The sequence below is a fragment of the Streptomyces albireticuli genome, from assembly GCF_021228125.1.
Lineage (GTDB): Bacteria > Actinomycetota > Actinomycetes > Streptomycetales > Streptomycetaceae > Streptomyces > Streptomyces albireticuli.
The window spans coordinates 160,066-177,468 of the sequence record NZ_JAJQQS010000016.1 but is presented as its reverse complement, the minus strand read 5'-3'; the positions used below and the strand labels follow the sequence as shown (position 1 = coordinate 177,468).

The 17,403-nt window shown below is 73.6% G+C and carries 8 protein-coding genes; 1 reads left to right on the top strand and 7 read right to left on the bottom strand.

The genetic code is table 11. The annotated features are described in order from the left end of the window. Positions 1–18: 18 nt before the first annotated feature. The 4 genes from LUZ64_RS26360 to LUZ64_RS26345 form a co-directional block, all read right to left on the bottom strand. Complete coding sequence (locus LUZ64_RS26360; RefSeq protein WP_095579267.1) at positions 19–1,281, bottom strand: cytochrome P450; 1,263 nt, start codon at positions 1,279–1,281, stop codon at positions 19–21. Positions 1,282–1,284: 3 nt separating this feature from the next. Next, entirely contained in the window at positions 1,285–10,767 is a 9,483-nt protein-coding gene (locus LUZ64_RS26355) for an SDR family NAD(P)-dependent oxidoreductase (protein WP_443729035.1), read from the bottom strand. A gap of 1,119 nt (positions 10,768–11,886) precedes the next feature. Next, positions 11,887–13,455, bottom strand: a complete 1,569-nt coding sequence (locus LUZ64_RS26350) for an MFS transporter (RefSeq protein WP_095579265.1) — start codon at positions 13,453–13,455, stop codon at positions 11,887–11,889. Positions 13,456–13,623: 168 nt separating this feature from the next. Continuing rightward, a complete protein-coding gene (locus LUZ64_RS26345; RefSeq protein WP_095579264.1) occupies positions 13,624–14,286 on the bottom strand; it encodes a hypothetical protein in 663 nt (220 codons plus the stop codon). Positions 14,287–14,464: 178 nt separating this feature from the next. Here LUZ64_RS26345 and LUZ64_RS26340 point away from each other — a divergent pair, with 178 nt between their 5' ends. Then, positions 14,465–15,133: a hypothetical protein gene (locus LUZ64_RS26340; protein WP_095579263.1), complete on the top strand. Its 669-nt coding sequence runs from the start codon at positions 14,465–14,467 to the stop codon at positions 15,131–15,133. 50 nt (positions 15,134–15,183) lie between these two features. On the opposite strand, the gene LUZ64_RS26335 is transcribed toward LUZ64_RS26340, so the two are convergent. The 3 genes from LUZ64_RS26335 to LUZ64_RS26325 form a co-directional block, all read right to left on the bottom strand. Beyond that, entirely contained in the window at positions 15,184–16,272 is a 1,089-nt protein-coding gene (locus LUZ64_RS26335; RefSeq protein ID WP_095579262.1) for a response regulator, read from the bottom strand. Next, complete coding sequence (locus LUZ64_RS26330) at positions 16,265–16,510, bottom strand: hypothetical protein (RefSeq protein WP_095579261.1); 246 nt, start codon at positions 16,508–16,510, stop codon at positions 16,265–16,267. Before LUZ64_RS26330 ends, LUZ64_RS26335 begins: the two co-directional genes overlap by 8 nt. Positions 16,511–16,809: 299 nt before the next feature. After that, positions 16,810–17,376 carry a GNAT family N-acetyltransferase gene (locus tag LUZ64_RS26325; RefSeq protein WP_095579260.1) on the bottom strand — a complete coding sequence of 189 codons (567 nt, stop codon included), beginning with the start codon at positions 17,374–17,376 and terminating at the stop codon, positions 16,810–16,812. Positions 17,377–17,403 lie beyond the last annotated feature (27 nt).

Sequence of the window (17,403 nt, the reverse complement as noted above, 5' to 3'; positions counted from 1 at the left end):
CCTGCTACGGGTGGCCGGTCAGAGTTGGAAGGTGATCCGTTCGGTGTCGAGGCCGCGGACGACCACGTGCCTGCGATAACTCAGTGAGTCCTCGTGCACGTGGAAGCCGCGCAGCCGGCGAGCCAGCTCACCGAACACGATCTCCGCCTCCAGCCGGGCCAGGCTGCTGCCGAGGCAGTAGTGCGCGCCGGCGCCGAAGGCGAGGTTCATCGCGGCGGGCTTCCGGTCCGCGATGAACCGACCCGCACTCGGGTGCACCCGCTCGTCCCGGTTGCCGGACGCGAGGACCAGGGTGACCACCGAGCCCTCGGGGATGTCGATGCCGTTGATCCGGTCGGACCTCAGTGCGACACGGCCGGTCAGCATGATCGGGCAGTCGTAGCGCAGCGCCTCGCCGACCACGTCGCCGACGATCGCCGGGTCCTGCCGGAGCAGCTGGAACTGCTCCGGGTGGCGCGACATCGCGAGCAGGCCGTTGGTGATCAGGTTCGTGGTGGACTCGTGGGCCGCGGTGAACACGGTCACCACGACGTTCGTCACCTCACGCCGGCTCAGCCCGCGCCCGTTCTCCTGCGTGGAGAGCAGGCTGGAGACGAGGTCCTCGCCGGGGTTGCGACGGCGCTTGTGGATGAGGTCCGCGAAGTAGCCGTGCAGTTCGGTGGTGGTGCGGATGATGCGGACGAGTTCCTCACGGTCGAACATCGCGGTGGAGTGGAAGCTGGCCACCAGCGTGGGCAGCTCCGTGGACAGCGCCATGTCGCTGGACCACTCCCGCAGCATCGGGATGTCCTCGCCCGGGATGCCCAGGAGAGTCGCGATGACCCGCAGCGAGAGCACCGCGGCCAGGTCCCGCACGCCGTCGAACTCGCCGTCGGCCAGGCAGTCGCGGAGCAGTTCGTCCACGATCTCGCGGATCCACGGCTCGAAACGCGCGGTGATCCGTGGCGTGAACGCCTTGCTGACCAGGTTCCGCTGCCGCCCGTGTCCGGGATCGTCCATGAAGAAGATCGAGTTGAGTACCGGCTCGTCACCGCGGTCGCCGAAGAGTTCCCGCATCCCCGGCGCGTTGAACGTGTCACTACCCATGGTCGTGTGGCTCTTGAGCACCGCCATGCAGTTGGCGTGGTCGCTCAGCAGCAGGGAACCGTCCGACGTCCACATCGGACCTTGCTCCCGCCACCGCTCGAACAACGGGTAGGGGTTCGCGAGCACCTCCCGGTCGAGCAGGGCGTGCAGCGGGTTGTCGAGCGCGGTGACCGGTGGGCGGCTCGGCACTGACATGGGCTAGCTCCTCTCCGTGGCACGGCCGGCGGTGCGACCGGTGTCCGATATCGCGTCGTCGAGCACTCCGTCGATCAGCGTGAACATCTCGTCGTCCGTGGCGTCGCTCAGGTCGGGCACCGCGTCCTGCTCATCGGCGGCGCCGTCCTCCTGGCCGCGCAGCAGTCGCCGCAGTGTCGTAGTGATCACCTCGGGGACGGGCAGGGACGGAGGCCGCCGGAGCAGGGCCGCCTCCAGTTCCCTCAGGCGGTCCAGCACGACCCGCTCGTCCGGGTCGCCCTCGTCGACACCGAGCGCGTCGCCGAGGTACCGGGCCAGCGCGGCGGCGGTGGGATGGTCGTAGACCGCGGAGGCCGCCAGCGGCACTCCGGTGTCCGCGCCGAGCAGGTTGCGCAGCCGGACCCCGGCCAGCGAGTCCAGGCCCAGCTCCCGGAACGGCCGGTGCGCGTCCAGGTCTCCGGCCGACCGGCCCGAAACGTCCGCGACCCGGGCGGTGACCAGCTCCAGCAGCACCGACGACCGCCGCTGCGGCGCGGTGGCCGCCAGCCGTTCCCGCAACACGCTCGCGGGGTCGGGCCCGGTGTCCGCGCCCACACCCGGCAGTCCGGAGCACAGGCGCCCCGGCCGTGCGGCGGCGAACCGCGGCCAGTCCACGGCACCGGCCACGTACTGCGCCGCACCGCCGGACAGTGCCCGCTCCAGCGCGTCCAGCGCCCGGTCGGCGGGCATCGGCGTGGCGCCGCCGTCCGACCGCGGGCCGACGGGCCAGGACGTGGTCATCCCGGTGTCCAGCCAGGGGCCCCAGGCCAGGCTCGTCGCGGGCAGGCCGCAGGCCTGCCGATGGGCCGCCAGCGCCTCCACGACGGCGTTGGCCGCGGCGTAGTTGCCCTGCCCCGGCGAACCCGCGGTGCCGGCCAGCGAGGAGCACAGCACGAAGAAGCGCAGCGGATGGCCGGCGGTCAGCTCGTGCAGGAACCGCGCGCCGTCCGCCTTCGCCGCGAACACCCGCGCCAGCCGGTCCTCGGACAGCGCCTCCAGCACCCCGTCGTCGAGCACCCCGGCGGCGTGCACCACACCGGTGAGCGACCGCCCGGCGAGCAGCCCGGCCAGCGCCTCGCGGTCCGCCACGTCACAGCCCGCGATTTCGACCTCGGCACCCAGCGCGGTGAGTTCGGCACGCAGTTCCGTCGCGCCGGGGGTGTCCACGCCCCGGCGGCCGACCAGCAGCAGGCGGTCCGCGCCCCGGGCCGCCAGCCGGCGGGCTACGTGCGCGCCGATGCCGCCCAGCCCCCCGGTGATCAGCACGGTGCCGATGGGCTCCTTCGTGGCGGGTTCGGTGCGGGGCACCGGGACCAGTCGCCTGGCGTACAGCCGCCCGTCCCGGATCGCGATCTCGTCCCGGGCGGCCAGCGCGGCGGGCAGCGCGGCCAGGTCCTCCACGGCCGGTCGCGGCGGCAGGTCCACCAGGCCGCCGTGCAGCCGGGGCGCCTCCATGCCCGCGACCCGGGCCAGCCCGCACACGGCGGCCTGCTCCGGATTCGGCACGGTGTCCGCCGTGCCGGCCCGCACTGCGCCGCTGGTGATCGACCACAGGGGCGTGTCCGCGCCTCTGGACAGCAGCGCCCGCAGCAGCGCCAGGGTGGCGGCCAGGCCGGTCGGCACCCGCGGCGTGTCCGAGTCCTCGGCCATCGCCAGGAGGGACACGATGCCGCCGCCCGGCAGGTCGGGCAGCAGCCGGTCCCAGTGCTCGCCGTCCACGGCGTCGCCGCGCACGACGCGGGTCCCTTCGCCCAGCACGCCCGCCACGTCCTCGGTGAGCCGGTCCCAGTCCGCGCCCGGCGGGGCCACCACCAGCCACGGCCCCGGTGCGTCGGCGACCGGGCCGGGGACGGGCAGCGGCGGCCACTCGACACCGTGCAGCAGAGGGTCGGCGGGAGCCTCGTCGTCGGGCAGCCAGAACCGCTGCCGGGTGAACGCGTAGCCGGGCAGTGGCACCGCCCGCCCGCCCGCGCACCAGGCCGCCCAGTCCACGTCGACGCCCCGGGTGTACGCGGCCGCCAACGCCGTCAGCAGGCCGTGCACCTCGTCGGCGTCCTGCCGTAGCAACGGCAGGAAACCGTCCCCGCCCAGCGCCTCCTGGCCGAGCGCGCTGAGCGTCGCGCCCGGTCCCAGCTCCAGGTAGGTGCTGGTGCCCGCCGCGTCCAGAGCGCGCAGGCAGTCGTGGAAGCGCACCGGTTCCCGCGCATGCCGGACCCAGTACTCCGGGTCGCGAAGCTCTTCGGTGACCCGTGCGCCGGTCACCGAGGACACGACCGGAATCGCCGGTGCCCGGAAGTCCAGTCCGGCCAGCACCTCCCGGAAGGGGTCCAGAACCGGGTCCATGTGGTGGGAGTGGAACGCGTGCGACACCGGCAGGCGTTTCACGTGGGCCACTCGCCGCGAGATCTCCCGCACCGCGTCCGCGTCCCCGGCGAGCACCACCGAGGCGGGCCCGTTCACCGCGGCCAGCGCCACCTGGTCCTCGTAGCCGCGCAGCAGTTCCGGCACGTCGGCTTCCGGTACCTGGACCGCCACCATCACGCCCTCGCCGCCGAGTTCGCGCATCAGCCGCCCGCGCGCGGCCACCAGTGCGCAGGCGTCGGCCAGCGAGAACACGCCCGCGGCGTGCGCCGCGGCGATTTCCCCGACCGAGTGCCCGGCCACCGCGTCCGGCCGCACCCCCAACGTGGTGAGCAGCCGGAACACCGCCACCTGAACCGCGAACACCGCGGCCTGCGCATGGTCGGTGCGTTCACCGGGTCCGTCCCGGAGGATCTCGGCGAGCGGCCGGTCCAGCAGCGGGTCCAGCTCGGCGGCGATCTCCCGGAGGGCCGCCGCGAACGCCGGCACCCGGTCCCGGAGCGATGTGGCCATGTCCGCGTACTGCACGCCCTGGCCGGGGAACAGGAACGCGGTCGCGCCGTCGGCCGCCACTCCGGTCAGGCCGGTCCCGGCTCGCAGCGCGGCGGTCAGCTCGCCGGTGTCCGTGCCGAGCACGACGGTGCGGGCGCGCAGCCGGGCCCGCGTGGTGGCCAGCGAGTACGCCACGTCCAGCGCGGACGGCGAGCCGTTCCCGTCCTCGTCGGCCAGGCGGCGGAGCAGGGCCCCGGCCTGCGCGGGCAGCGCCTCCGGGCCGGCCGCGGAGAGCACCCAGGGGATGAGCGGCGGAGCCGTGGCGGTCGCCGGCTCCGGTTCGGGCTCGGGCTCGGGTTCCTCCAGGATCACGTGCGCGTTGGTGCCGCTGAGGCTGAACGAGGAAACCGCCGCCCGGCGCGGACGGTCCACGCGCGGCCAGTCCACCGGCTCGTCCAGCAACCGCACCGCGCCGTCGTCCCAGTTCACGTGCGGGCTCGGGTCATTCAGGTGCAGGGTCCGGGGCAACCGGCCGTGCCGCATGGCCAGCACCATCTTGAGCACACCCGCCACGCCCGCCGCGGCCTGGGTGTGCCCGAGGTTGGACTTCGCGGACCCGACCAGCACGGGCCGCGCCCGGTCCTGACCGTAGGTCGCCAGCAGCGCGGTGGCCTCGATCGGGTCGCCGAGCGGGGTTCCGGTGCCGTGCGCCTCCACCGCGTCCACCTCGCCGGGCGCCAGGCCCGCGACGGCCAGCGCGTCCCGGATCACCCGCTGCTGGGCCGATCCGTTCGGCGCGGTCAGCCCGTTGGACGCGCCGTCGGAGTTGAGTGCCGAGCCGCGCAGCACGGCGAGCACCCGGTGGCCCCGTTCGCGCGCGGTGGAAAGCCGCTCCATCACCAGCAGCCCGGCGCCCTCGCTCCACGCGGTGCCCTCCGCCGCCGCGTCGAACGGTTTGCACCGGCCGTCCGGGGCGAGCACCCCCACCTGGGAGAACTCCACGAACAGCGTCGGCGTGGTGAGCACCGTGACGCCACCCGCCAGCGCGACCGTGCACTCACCGGCCCGCAGCGCCTGCGCGGCCTGGTGCATCGCCACCAGCGCGGAGGAACACGCCGTGTCCACCGTGATCGCCGGGCCGTGGAAACCGAACGTGTAGGCCAGCCGCCCCGACGCGACGCTGCCCGCGTTGCCGATCGAGACGTCGCCGGTGAGGTCCTCGGGCGTCCGGTGCGCGCGGCGCGCGTAGTCGTTGCCCATCAGCCCGAGGTAGACACCGGTGCGGGTGCCCCGCAGCGTGGTCGGGTCGATCCCGGCGTCTTCCAGCGCGTGCCAGGCGAGTTCCAGCAGGATGCGCTGCTGCGGGTCCATCGAGACCGCCTCGGCCGGGGCGACGCCGAAGAAGCCGTTGTCGAACTCGGCGATCCCGTCCAGGAAGCCGCCGTGCCGCACATAGCTGCGCCCGCCGCGGCCCGGCTCCGGGTGGTAGACCTCGTCCAGGTTCCAGCCGCGGTCCGCCGGGAACTCGGTGATCGCGTCCCGTCCGGCGGCCAGCAACTCCCACAGCTCGTCCATGGTGGACACCCCGCCGGGAAGGCGGCAGCTCGCGCCGACCAGCACCACCGGGTCGTCCATGTCCTGCGGGCCGGGCCCGGCGACCGGTGTCCGGCCGCCGGGTACCGCGTCGGGGAGCTGCCCGGACAGGTACCCGGCCAGGGCCGTGGGGGTGGGGTGGTCGAACACCGCGGTCGCGGGGAGCCGCACCCCGGTCGCGGCGGTGAGCCGGTTACGCAGCTCCACCCCGGACAGCGAGTCGAAGCCGATGTCGCGGAACGCCCGCGCCGGGTCCACCCGGCGCTCCACGCCGAGCACGGAGCCCACCGTGGCCAGCACGAGGTCGAGCACCGACCGCTCGCCGCCGGAGACGAACACGGGCGCCGCGGCCACGGCGGCCGGCCGGGCCGCGCTCCGCCGCACGCCGAGCAGCCCGGTCCACACCGGGGCCCGCTCCGGGCCCGCCGCACGCACGCCGGCCAGGTCGAAACGGGCGGGCACGGTGCACGCCAGGTCTGTGCCCAGCGCCGCGTCGAACAGTGCGAGCCCGTGTTCGCGGGACATCGGCACGAGCCCGGCTCGCCGCAGCCGGGCCCGGTCGGTGTCGCCCAGCCGCCCGGTCATGCCGGTGTCCTGCGCCCACAGTCCCCACGCCATGGACGAGGCGGGCAGTCCCCGCGAGCGGCGGTGCTGCGCCAGCCCGTCCAGCCACGCGTTGGCGGCCGCGTAATTCGCCTGCCCCGGGGTGCCGAGGACACCGGCTACGGAGGAGAACAGCACGAACGCGGCCAGGTCGAGGTGTTCGGTCAGTTCGTGCAGGTTGCGCGCACCCTCGACCTTGGGTCGCAGCACCGCGTTCAGCCGTTCGGCGGTGAGGGAGCGCACCGTGCCGTCGTCCAGCACTCCGGCGGCGTGGATCACCGCGGTCAGCGGGTGTCGCGCGGGGATCGCCGCCAGCAGTTCGGCGAGGGCGGCCCGGTCGGCGACGTCGCACGCCACGACCTTGATCTCGGCGGTGCCGGTCAGGTCCTCGAGACCGGAGTCGAGCGCCGCCTCGCCGCCGCGCCGTCCCGCCAGCACCAGGTGCCGCACCCCGTGCTCGGTGACCAGGTGCCGGGCCAGCTCCCGGCCGAGTACGCCGGTCCCGCCGGTGATCAGCACCGTGCCTCCGGCGAGGGCGGGCCGGTCCCCCGTCCGCGTCACCCGGGCCAGTCGCGGCGCGAACGTCCGCCCGTCCCGGACGGCGATCTCCGGCTCACCCGTGCCCAACGCCAGCTCCAGGGCGGCGTCGGCGTCCTCGGGGTCGCCGGCGCGGTCCAGGTCGACCAGCACGAACCGGCCGGGATGTTCGGTGCGTGCCGTGCGGACCAGGCCCCAGACCGCCGCGGCGTCGGGATCCTGGTCGTCCTCCGGGGCGATCGCGACCGCACCACGGGTCCGCACGATCAGGGGCCCGCCCGTCGCCTTCTCGTCGTCGGTGTCCAAGAACTCTCGGACCCGCGCCAGTGCTTCCTCGGGCCCGGCCACGTCCACGACCGGCGCGTCGACGATCGCCGGGGCGGCCCGCCGCGTGACCGGCACCCAGTCCAGCCGGTGCAGCGCCCGGTCCACGCCCGCCGCCCCCGGCCGCACGGGCCCCACGGGCCGGAGCGCGAGCGCGCCGATCGTGGCCACCGCTTCCCCCGCCGCGTCGGCGAGCGCCACGGCGAACGAGTCGTTGCCCTGCGGAGTCAGCCGCACCCGCAACGCCGTGGCCCCGACCGCATGGAGTGCGACCCCGCTCCAGGAGAACGGCAACCTCACCGGCGCGTCCCCCGCGTCCAGCAGCAGCGGGTGCAATGCCGCGTCGAGCAGGGCCGGGTGCAGGCCGAACCGCCCGGGATCGACCGGCAGCTCGACCTCGGCCCACAGCTCCGCACCGAGCCGCCAGGCCCGCCGCAACCCCTGGAAGGCCGGCCCGTACTCGTAACCCCGCTCGTCGAGCCGTGCGTACTCGCCGTCGAGGTCGATCTCCTCGGCACCGGCCGGCGGCCACTCCGTCAAGGTCTCGCCGCCGGACTCCGCGGCCCGGAGCGTCCCGGTCGCGCACCGGGTCCACGGCGCGTCCGGCGCGGACCGGGCGTACATCGCCAGCGTGCCCGGATCCGTCTCGCCGATCGCGATCTGCAACTCCGTCTCGCCCCGCTCAGGCAGCACCAGCGGGCTCTCCAGCACCAGCTCGTCCAGCACCGGCAGCCCCGCGCGCTCACCCGCGTGCAGCGCCAGTTCGACGAACGCGGCCCCGGGCAGCAGCACGGTGCCGCGCACCCCGTGCTCGGCCAGCCAGGGGTGCCGGGTGAGGGAGAGCCGGCAGGTGGCGACCAGGCCACCGCCGGCGAGCTGGACCACCGAGTCCAGCATCGGATGCCCGGCGACGGGCCCGGAGGCGGCGGTGGGCAGCATCCAGTACCGCTCCTGGCGGAACGGATAGGTCGGCAGCTCCACGCTCCGGGCGCCGTCGAACAGCCCGTTCCAGTGCACGTCCACACCGTGTACGGCCGCCTCGGCCACCGCCAGCAGGAAGCGGTCGGCACCACCGTCGTCCCGTTTCAGGGTCTCCAGCACCACGCCGCCCCCGTCGTGGTCCTCCTCGTGGTCACCGAGGATCTGCCGCACGCCGCCGGCGAGCACCGGATGCGGGCTCGCCTCCAGGAACGTGGTGTGCCCGGCGGCGACCAGTCCGCGCACCGTCGCCTCGAACTCGACCGTGGCGCGCAGGTTGCGGTACCAGTAGTCCGCGTCCAGCCCGGTGGTGTCCACCGGACCGCCGGTCACGGTCGAGTGGAAGGGAACCTCGGCCGCCGTCGGAGTCACCGGCGCCAGCAGTTCGCGCAGCTCCGCACGCAGCAGTTCGACCTGCGCCGAATGCGAGGCGTAGTCCACCGGCAACAGGGTCGCCCGTATGTCCTCGGCGACCAGCGCGGCGGCGAACTCTTCGACCGCCTCGACGGCGCCCGAGACCACCGTCGAGCGCGGCCCGTTGACCGCGGCCACCGAGAGGTCCTCGCCCCAGCGGGCCATCGACTCCTCGACCGCCGCTCGCGGCAGCCCCACCGACAGCATCCGGCCCGTACCGGAGAGCGCCCGCAAGGCCCGGCTGCGCAGCGTGACGATCCGCGCCCCGTCGTCCAGGGACAGCGCGCCGGCCACGGTCGCGGCCGCGATCTCGCCCTGGGAGTGGCCCACCACCGCGGCCGGCCGCACCCCGTGTGCCCGCCAGAGTCCGGCCAGCGACACCATGACCGCCCACAGCGCGGGCTGCACCACGTCCACCCGGAGCAGCGCGTCCGCGTCGGTGAGCACGTCGCCCAGGTTCCAGTCCACGTACGGCGCCATCGCGTCCTGACAGGCCGCCATGTGCCCGGCGAAGACCGGGCTGGACTCCAGCAGTTCCGTGGCCATCCCGGTCCACTGCGTGCCCTGGCCGGGGAACAACAGCACCGGCCTGGTGTCCCGGCAGGGTGACCCGACGACCGTGCCCGGTGCCGAACCGCCCTCGGCGAGCGCGTCCAGTCCGTGCACCAACGCGTCCCGGTCCCGGCCGACGACGGCGGCCCGGTGCTCGAACCCGGCCCGGCCGGTCGCCAGCGTGAATCCGGCGTCCAGCAGGCCGACCCGGTCCGGGCGGAGCCGCTCGGCCAGCCGGCCGGCCTGTTCCCGCAGCGCCTCCGCCGACCGCGCGGAAAGCAGCAGCGGGACCGCGGACGCCGGTCGCGGTGCCGCGGCGGGCGCGGGTTCCGGCGCCTGCTCCAGGATCACATGGGCATTGGTGCCGCTGATGCCGAACGAGGACACCCCGGCCCGGCGCGGGAGTCCGGTCTCCGGCCACGGCGTCTCCTCCGCGAGCGGGGTGACCCTGCCGGACTCCCAGTCCACGTGCGGGCTGGGTTCGGTCAGGTGCAGGATGCGCGGCAGCACGCCGTCGCGCATGGCGTGCACCATCTTCAGGATGCCCGCCACCCCGGCAGCGGCCTGCGTGTGCCCGATATTCGACTTGACCGACCCCAACAGCAGTGAGCGCGCCCGCTGCGGGCCGTGCACCGCCAGCAGCGCCCGTGCCTCGATCGGGTCGCCGAGCATGGTGCCCGTGCCGTGCGCCTCCACCGCGTCGATGTCCGCCTCGGACAGTCCGGCGTCGGCCAGCGCCGCCCGCAGCACCCGTTCCTGAGCCGGCCCGCTGGGTGCGGAGAGCCCGTTGGAGGCCCCGTCCGAGTTGACCGCGGTGCCGCGCACCAGCGCGTGCACGGTGTGCCCGTGGCGCAGGGCGTCGGAGAGCCGTTCCAGCACCAGCATTCCGACGCCCTCGGACCAGGCCGTACCGTCCGCCGTCGCGGAGAACGGCTTGCACCGGCCGTCCGGGGCGAGGCCCCGCAGCCGCGAGAACTCCACGAACATCTCCGGGGTCGCCATCACCGTCACCCCGCCGGACAGGGCCAGGTCGCACTCGCCGAGACGCAGCGACTGCACCGCGAGGTGAGTGGTCACCAACGACGAGGAGCAGCCGGTGTCCACCGTGACCGCGGGGCCGTTGAGGCCGAGCACGTAGGCCACTCGGCCGGACGCCACGCTGGAGGTGTTCCCGGTGATCAGGTACCCCTCCAGCCCGTCCGGGACGGTGTGCACCCGGGGCGCGTAGTCGTGCATCATCGAGCCGGCGAACACGGCCGTGCGGCTGCCCCGCAGCGAGGTGGGATCGATGGCCGCGTTCTCCAGGGCCTCCCACGCCGTGGTGAGCAGGAGGCGCTGCTGCGGATCGGTGGTCAACGCCTCGCGGGCGGAGAGCCCGAAGAACTCGGCGTCGAAATGGCCGGCGTCGTAGAGGAAGCCGCCGTGCCGTACGTAGGAGGTACCGGGCCGGTCCGGGTCGGGATCGTAGAGGGACGACAGGTCCCAGCCCCGGTCGTCCGGTAACTCGCCGATCGCGTCGATCCCGTCCCTGGCCACCTGCCAGAGCCCTTCCGGGGCGGCTATTCCGCCCGGGTAACGGCACGCCATTCCCACAATCGCAATCGGTTCGCCCGGCATCCGGTGCCCTTCCAGAGAAGTTTGGACTTTGTCGGCTACCTGGGCACAAGATCATTTACCGAACTCGCGACCATCTAACCAAACGCCGATAAATCGAGGTGCATCAACATGATCAGCACCCGGACTCATTCCACACAACACCTTCAACCGACCAAAATCTGGGGCTTTCCCTAGCCGTCTCTCCGCAACTCGGTAAACGCATGCCGGGCGGCCGGAGCTTTTTGAGTGTCAAGGACGATGCGCAGCTCCGGCCGGGCCGGATTCCCGCCGAGGCACTGGTGCGGTCCCGAGCCGAAACGTCTCCGGGTCGGCGGAGCCGCGGGGTCGCGGTTGGCGGCGGCGGACAGGTCGGCGCCCCCTCACCCACCGCCCGTATCGGAGTGCCGCCGGTCTCGACGTCCGCCGTGGCGCGGCGCGTCAGGGACGGCTCGGCGACGCTCGCCACCGCTGAAGAGCCGGTGCCCCGCCGGCCTGCCCGGCAGGTCCTCGGGTCGTGGCGGGGAGAACGGGCAGGTCCGGGACATCGGCCAAGTCTCGGCTCGCAACGGGCTCTGATCGCGCATGGTCACCACCTCGACTCTTTCGGAAGTCAAGGACAACCGTATGGCTGGTGATACCCGCGTTTCCCTAGAATCCGCGGCAAGCATGTGATCACTGCCCGCCGTAGTCCGCCGGCACGGCGCCATACATCGACGCATTTGCTTTGCGAGCCTCGTCAGCGCACTTGTTTTATACGCGCTGCCCCGCGCCATCGCACCGGAACTCATCCTCAGGATCGCTTTCCTCGCCGACGGCACGTTCGACAACGAACCGGTCACCGGGCCGAACGTACGAGCACGCATCCGCGTGCCCGGCACGCGAGTCCGGCGACCGCGGCGCCCCGCTTCTCCGCCCTCGTCGCCGGGCGGCGGGGCGACGAAGACGACGGGGAGGAGGCGTCCCTGGCCCGGGCGCTGGCCGACGCCGCTCCCGAGCCGCCCTCGCCCTGGTGACCGAGGCACTCACCGGCTACGTCGCGCGGACGCTCCAGAGTCGATCGGCGCTGCGTCCACCGGCCGAAGACTCAGTGAAAGGCGGCGCGGTGGCGTGGGGGCGTCACCGCTTCAACTCCCCACGACGCTCCGGGACGGCGGGCAGGGTCGCCGCGGGCGGGCGCCGCCCCCACAGCAGGACGAGGACCACCACCAGGGCGCAGACCAGGACGAGGGCGCCGCAGCGCAGCGCCAGGCGCAGGCCGTCGACGAAGGACTCCTCCATCCATACGCGCGCGAGCGGCGGCCCCGCGCCCGGGCGGCCCGCCCCGAGCCGGTGCACCGGGCCGTCGGCGACCGCTGTGCGTACGAGGTCCTCCACCGCGTCGTGGGGCAGTCCGGCGCGCGCCGTCCGCTCGTACAGGGTGGTGCGCATCCGGGTCGTCAGCACGGCGCCGAGCGCGGCCACGCCGACCACGCCACCGACTTCCCGCAGGGTGTCGACGACCGCCGAGGCGGTGCCCGCGTGGGCGGCGGGAGCTCCCTGGACCATCGTGATCATCGTGGGGACGAACAGCAGGCCCGTGCCGGCCCCGAGAACGGGCAGCAGCCAGCCGTAGTCGGCGAAGGCGGCCCCGCGCCCGTAACGGCTGAGCCCCGCCAGGGCGAGCGCGCTCAGGACCAGCCCCAGGACCAGGGGCGGGCGGGCGCCGTACCGGCCGGTGAGCACCCCCGCGAGGGGCGAGGTGAACGCGATGAACACCGAGGCCGACAGGAACACCGCGCCGGCCCCAGCCGCCGACCAGCCCAGGATGTTCTGGAGGTAGAAGGTCAGGAAGAACGTGGCGCCGAACAGCGCCAGGCCGGAGGCGAAGCAGGACACGGCGGCGGCGCGGGAGGCCCTGGCGCGGAACAGCGCCGGATCCAGCATGGGCCGCGCCCCGCGCGCCTCCACGGCGCCGAAGGCCGTCAGGGCCACGGCCGCCAGCGCGAGACAGGCCACGACGGGCGGCGTGCGCCATCCGTCGACGGGTCCCTGGATCAGCGCGTGGACGAGGCTGCCCAGCCCGGTGACCGCGAGCGCCTGCCCGGCGGGGTCCCACCGCACGGGCGCCGCGGGCGGGCGCGGCAGCACCCGCAGACCGACCAGCAGGGCGGCGAGCCCGACGGGAAGGTTGATCCACATCACGCTGCGCCAGCCCAGCGCCTCGACCAGGGGACCGCCGATCACGGGACCCAGCGCGATGCCGAGCCCGCCCACCGCTCCCCGCACCCCGATCGCCCGCGCCCGGCCGGCGTCGTCGGTGTAGGTGTGGCGCAGCAGCGCGGTACCGGCCGGCAGCAGCACCGCCGCACCCAGGCCCTGGATCCCGCGCCCGGCCACGAGCAGGCCCTGCCCGGTCGCCACCGAGCCCAGCGCGGAGCCCGCCATGAAGGCGCCCAGCCCGGTGAAGAAGGCCCGCCGCTGTCCCAGCCGGTCGCCGACGACACTGGCGGACAGCAGGGTGGCGGCGAAGACGAGGGTGTAGCCCGCCACGACCCACTGGAGCCCGCTGACGCTCGTGTCCAGTTCCTCGCCGATGCTCGGCAGGGCGTTGTTGACGACGAGGTTGTCGAGCATGGCCATGAAGACGGCACAGGACACCACGGCCAGGACGATCCCGGGGCGCCGTACGACGCGACCGCCTGTCATGGGTGGCGCGCCGTCATGTGCCCCGCCATGGACCCCCCTGGCCGTCGCTCACGCATCCGCCCACATTGCGGGCTGCCCAGCGCTACGGGAAGGAATGCGCGCTGTCCTCCGTGTGGGGGACGTCCGAACAACCGGTGGTCGGCCTCACCGCCCCGGCCGTCGCCCCCGTCAGACGCTGAACCGGTCGACGAGTGCCCTCAGGGACTCGAAGGCGGGCTTGGGGGTGTAGTCGTCGGTGGTGAGCCCGAACCGGTGGAAGAGCCCCGGCTTCGCGCTGTCGGCGTCACGCAGCGCGAAGTGCGTGTATCCGCTCAGCCCGAGCGGTTTCGCCTGAGCCGCGATGACGCGGACCACGGTCTCGACGACCTCGGCCTGCCGGTGCGGAGGCCGCTCAGGTCCGGTGGGCCGGCCGTGCTCGGTGATGCGCAGGGGCAGGTGGCCGAGGCCGGCGGGGGTCAGGACCGCGTCACGGTGGTGGCGCGGCAGTCCCTCGACGGCGGAGGCGAGGTCGGAGGCGGCGACGGGCCGGAAGACGTCGGGGAAGAAGTCCAGGCCCACGTAGTCCAGGTCGGCGACGAAGTCCTTCCCGCCCCGGCCGGTCAGGTCGGTGACGAAGGAGGTGGCCGGTCCGAAGAGGGGGGTGGTGTCGTCGAAGCCCGTGTAGGCGCGTACGAGGAAGGGGCGGCCGGGGCGGCCCTGGAGCCGGTCGAGGGCGCTAGGCACCCGGGACGGGGCGTCGGGCGGGCCGTCGGCCAGTCCCCCGGCGTCGTCACCGGCGACGCCGCCCGGGTAGATCCCGAAGAGTAGGCCCTCATGTGTTCCCGGTATCACGGAAACGCCACGGGGGTAGCGGTCTTGGCCCGGCCGTCGACGATGATGGTCGTCGGCCGATCCTTGACCGCGTCGCGGGATGCCGTCTTTCCTGCCCGGATAGCGCCTCGTGTGCCGGCACGCGTTCCGGCACGCTGGAGGGGTCGCGTCCGTAGGCACGTGCCCCCGGGAGGACCGGATGATCCACGTCAGCGAGACGTTCGCGCTCCACACGGTGGAGGACTTCCTCACCGCGGAGGAGATCTCCCAGCTCAACAAGATCATGGACAGCGAGCCCGCCGCGGCAAGCGGCCCGGCGAACGCCTTCCGGTACGAGGCCGCTCCCCGGGCTGCGCAGGCGATCCTGCAGCAGGCCGCCGAGCGGGCCCTGCCCGCCATCCGCCGCCTGATGCCGTCCCTCGCCGCCACCGCGCGGTGGATGTACACCGAACTCGGCCCGGGCGATGCCGTTCCTGTCCACCTCGACGGCATTCCCGACGCCGGCCCACCGCCCCGGCGTATCGGACGTATCGGTGTGGACATCGCCCGTGCCGGGCAGGGCGGGCAGTTCTACGTCGCCACCAGCTCCAGCCCCGGCCTGTGGACCGGCGACGTGCGTGGCGAGGCCGACGGCTTCCTCCCCGGCACGCCCGTAACCCGCAGCCTCCCCCACGCCGACGCCACAGTCCCCGCCTCCGGGGACGAGCCGAGCTGGGTGGAGACCCTGCCGAAGACCTGCTGGGTCACCGACGCACCCGCGGGTGTGGCCTTCGCCTACGGCGCCCAGCTCATGCACGGCGTCACCCCCGTCACCCGGGGAACGCTGCGCAAATTCGTCACCGATCTCCTGGACGGGACACCCACCTGAGCGATCCGCCCAGGTGAGTCCCGGACGTCCGGCATCCGAGGCCGGGAGGCTCACCGGCCGGCATGGCGTTCGAGGTAGATGGAGGTGAAGACGGCGACCTTGGCGCGCAGGGCCCACGGGTCGAAGGGCTTGCTGATGTAGTCGACCGCGCCGGCCGCGTACCCGCGGGCGGAGTGTTCCGGGTCCACGCCCATCGCGGTGAGGAAGATGATGGGGACGTCGCGGGTGCGGGGTCTGCGCTTGATGTGCGCGCACGTCTCGTAGCCGTCCATCTCCGGCATCTGCACGTCCATGATGATGACCGCGAAGTCGTCGTGGTCGAGGAGCGCCTTGAGCGCCTCCCGGCCGGAGGAGACGGTGACGAGGTCCTGGTCGAGCGTCTCCAGTACGGCCCGCATGGCGAGCAGGTTGTCCGCCTGGTCGTCGACGATCAGGATCCTGGGCAGGTTCCTGGGTTCGGATTCGGAGGGGGCGGCGGGCAGGGCGGCGGGCCGCTCGACGGCCTCCAGCTGTCGTTCGAGCAGATCGCAGCGGGCCTCCGCGGCGGCACGCTGTTCCCGCGCCTCGCGCAGTTCCTTGCCCAGCCGCGACACCTCGGCCTCCAGGGCGTCGCGTTCCTGCAGGAGGTCCGAGACGTCGGGGTGGGCCGCGGCGAGTCTGTCCGCCCGCTCCCGCTCGGCGCTGCGGTCCGCCTCCAGCTGGTTGAGGCGTACTTCCAGGTCGGCGATGCGGTGGGTGCGGTCCAGCAGCGCGTCGCCCAGCACGTCGCCGCGGACGCTCGACCTGCGCGAGACCCGGTCGGCGTCGGCCAGTTGCTGTTCCAGGAGCTCCACCGCGTGCTTGGGGGAGGAACCGGCGTCGACGGCCGACCCGTAGAGCTCACGTACGAGCTCGATGGCCTCGGCGGTGATGGTGGTTCCATGGTGCTCGGCGAGGTCCGCGAACAGGTCCATGATCACCTGCCAGGGGGGTAAACGGGTGCCGTTCAGGTAGCGCGAGAACGTCCCGGGGTCGCGCCGGCGCCGCGCGGCGTACCGCCGTACGGACACGCCCATGCCCTCGAACAGCTCCCGAAGCGCCTGGGCGAGCGCGCGGGACGACTCCGTGAGGTCGTCCCCCAGTGGCCGGAGTTCACCCATGCCCTGCCCCCTCTCCGGCGCCGGAGCCCGCGGACCGGCGCGGGCCGCCGGCGCCGGGCTCCGCGGCGATGAGACGGTCGAAGAACCGCACCGACAGCCCCGCGGCAGCCAGGGCCGCGAGCGCGCCGCGCGGCGTTCCCTCGCCCGCGAAGGTGGTCAAGGCGCCCACCGCCGCGCCGGCGAGCGCCGCGAGCAGGAACACCAAGGTCGTTCTCATCGACAGCAACGGCCGGTTCACCGAAGTCTCCATCCATCCGACCCGTCGCACAACGGGACTTGTCACCCGTCCGGCGGATCGCCGGAAGGTGACTCACAGAATGGAGGGCCATGGAGCCGTTGCGCCGTGCGATCGGAAAAGAAGCGCAACGCTGCCCCCCGCCACCACGGCCGACCACCGCCGGGCACCCCCGTTCCCGCACCTCAGCACCCTACGGCCGGAAACCGTTGCGGCGTTGCGCCGCAACGCTGCCGCCACGGCGCGACGCCCGGCCACCGCCGTGAGGGAGCTCGCCGTGTCGCTGGTCCCCCACGGCACGTTCACCGAGGGGGGCGTTCGCTCGGCGAGTGCAGTGCGGCGAACTCGTCGGCGAGGATGCCCATCAGTACGAGATCCCGGTAGCCGCCGGCGAGGAACACGTGATCGCGAAGGCGGCCCTCCTCGACGAAGCCGAGCCGGCGGTGCAGTGCCAGCGACGCCTCGTTGTGTGCGAAGATCCGCGCTCCGCACTTGTGGTAGCGCCGTTCGGCGAACATGAAGCGCAGCAGCACCACCACGGCCTCCGCCGCGTAGCCTCGGCCCCGGTGATCCGCGGCGATCGTGACGCCGTACTCGAACCAGCCCGCGCGGGGGTCCGCGTGGTGCGAGCCGACAACCCCGACCGCTTCCCCCGTGCCGACGTCTTCGATCACCAGTCGGAAGCGGTCGCCATCGGCCTCGGCGACTGCTTGTGCCTGCGCCCACGTGCGATATCCCTCGGCGGAACGGGGCGGATGCAGCAGGTCTCCCAACCGCTCCTCGTCCGTGGCGAAGCGCATCAACGCGCCCCAGTCGTCGGGCTCGATACCGCGCAGGCGTATGCGCTCTCCGGTCCAGAACGATGTCATTCCCTATTCGATCATGCCGTGCCGCGC

Coding starts and splice junctions, on each gene's coding strand:
- LUZ64_RS26340 (WP_095579263.1), top strand. CDS start 14,465: ATGATCCACGTCAGCGAGACGTTCGCGCTCCACACGGTGGAGGACTTC.
- LUZ64_RS26360 (WP_095579267.1), bottom strand. CDS start 1,281: ATGTCAGTGCCGAGCCGCCCACCGGTCACCGCGCTCGACAACCCGCTG.
- LUZ64_RS26350 (WP_095579265.1), bottom strand. CDS start 13,455: ATGACAGGCGGTCGCGTCGTACGGCGCCCCGGGATCGTCCTGGCCGTG.
- LUZ64_RS26335 (WP_095579262.1), bottom strand. CDS start 16,272: ATGGGTGAACTCCGGCCACTGGGGGACGACCTCACGGAGTCGTCCCGC.
- LUZ64_RS26325 (WP_095579260.1), bottom strand. CDS start 17,376: ATGACATCGTTCTGGACCGGAGAGCGCATACGCCTGCGCGGTATCGAG.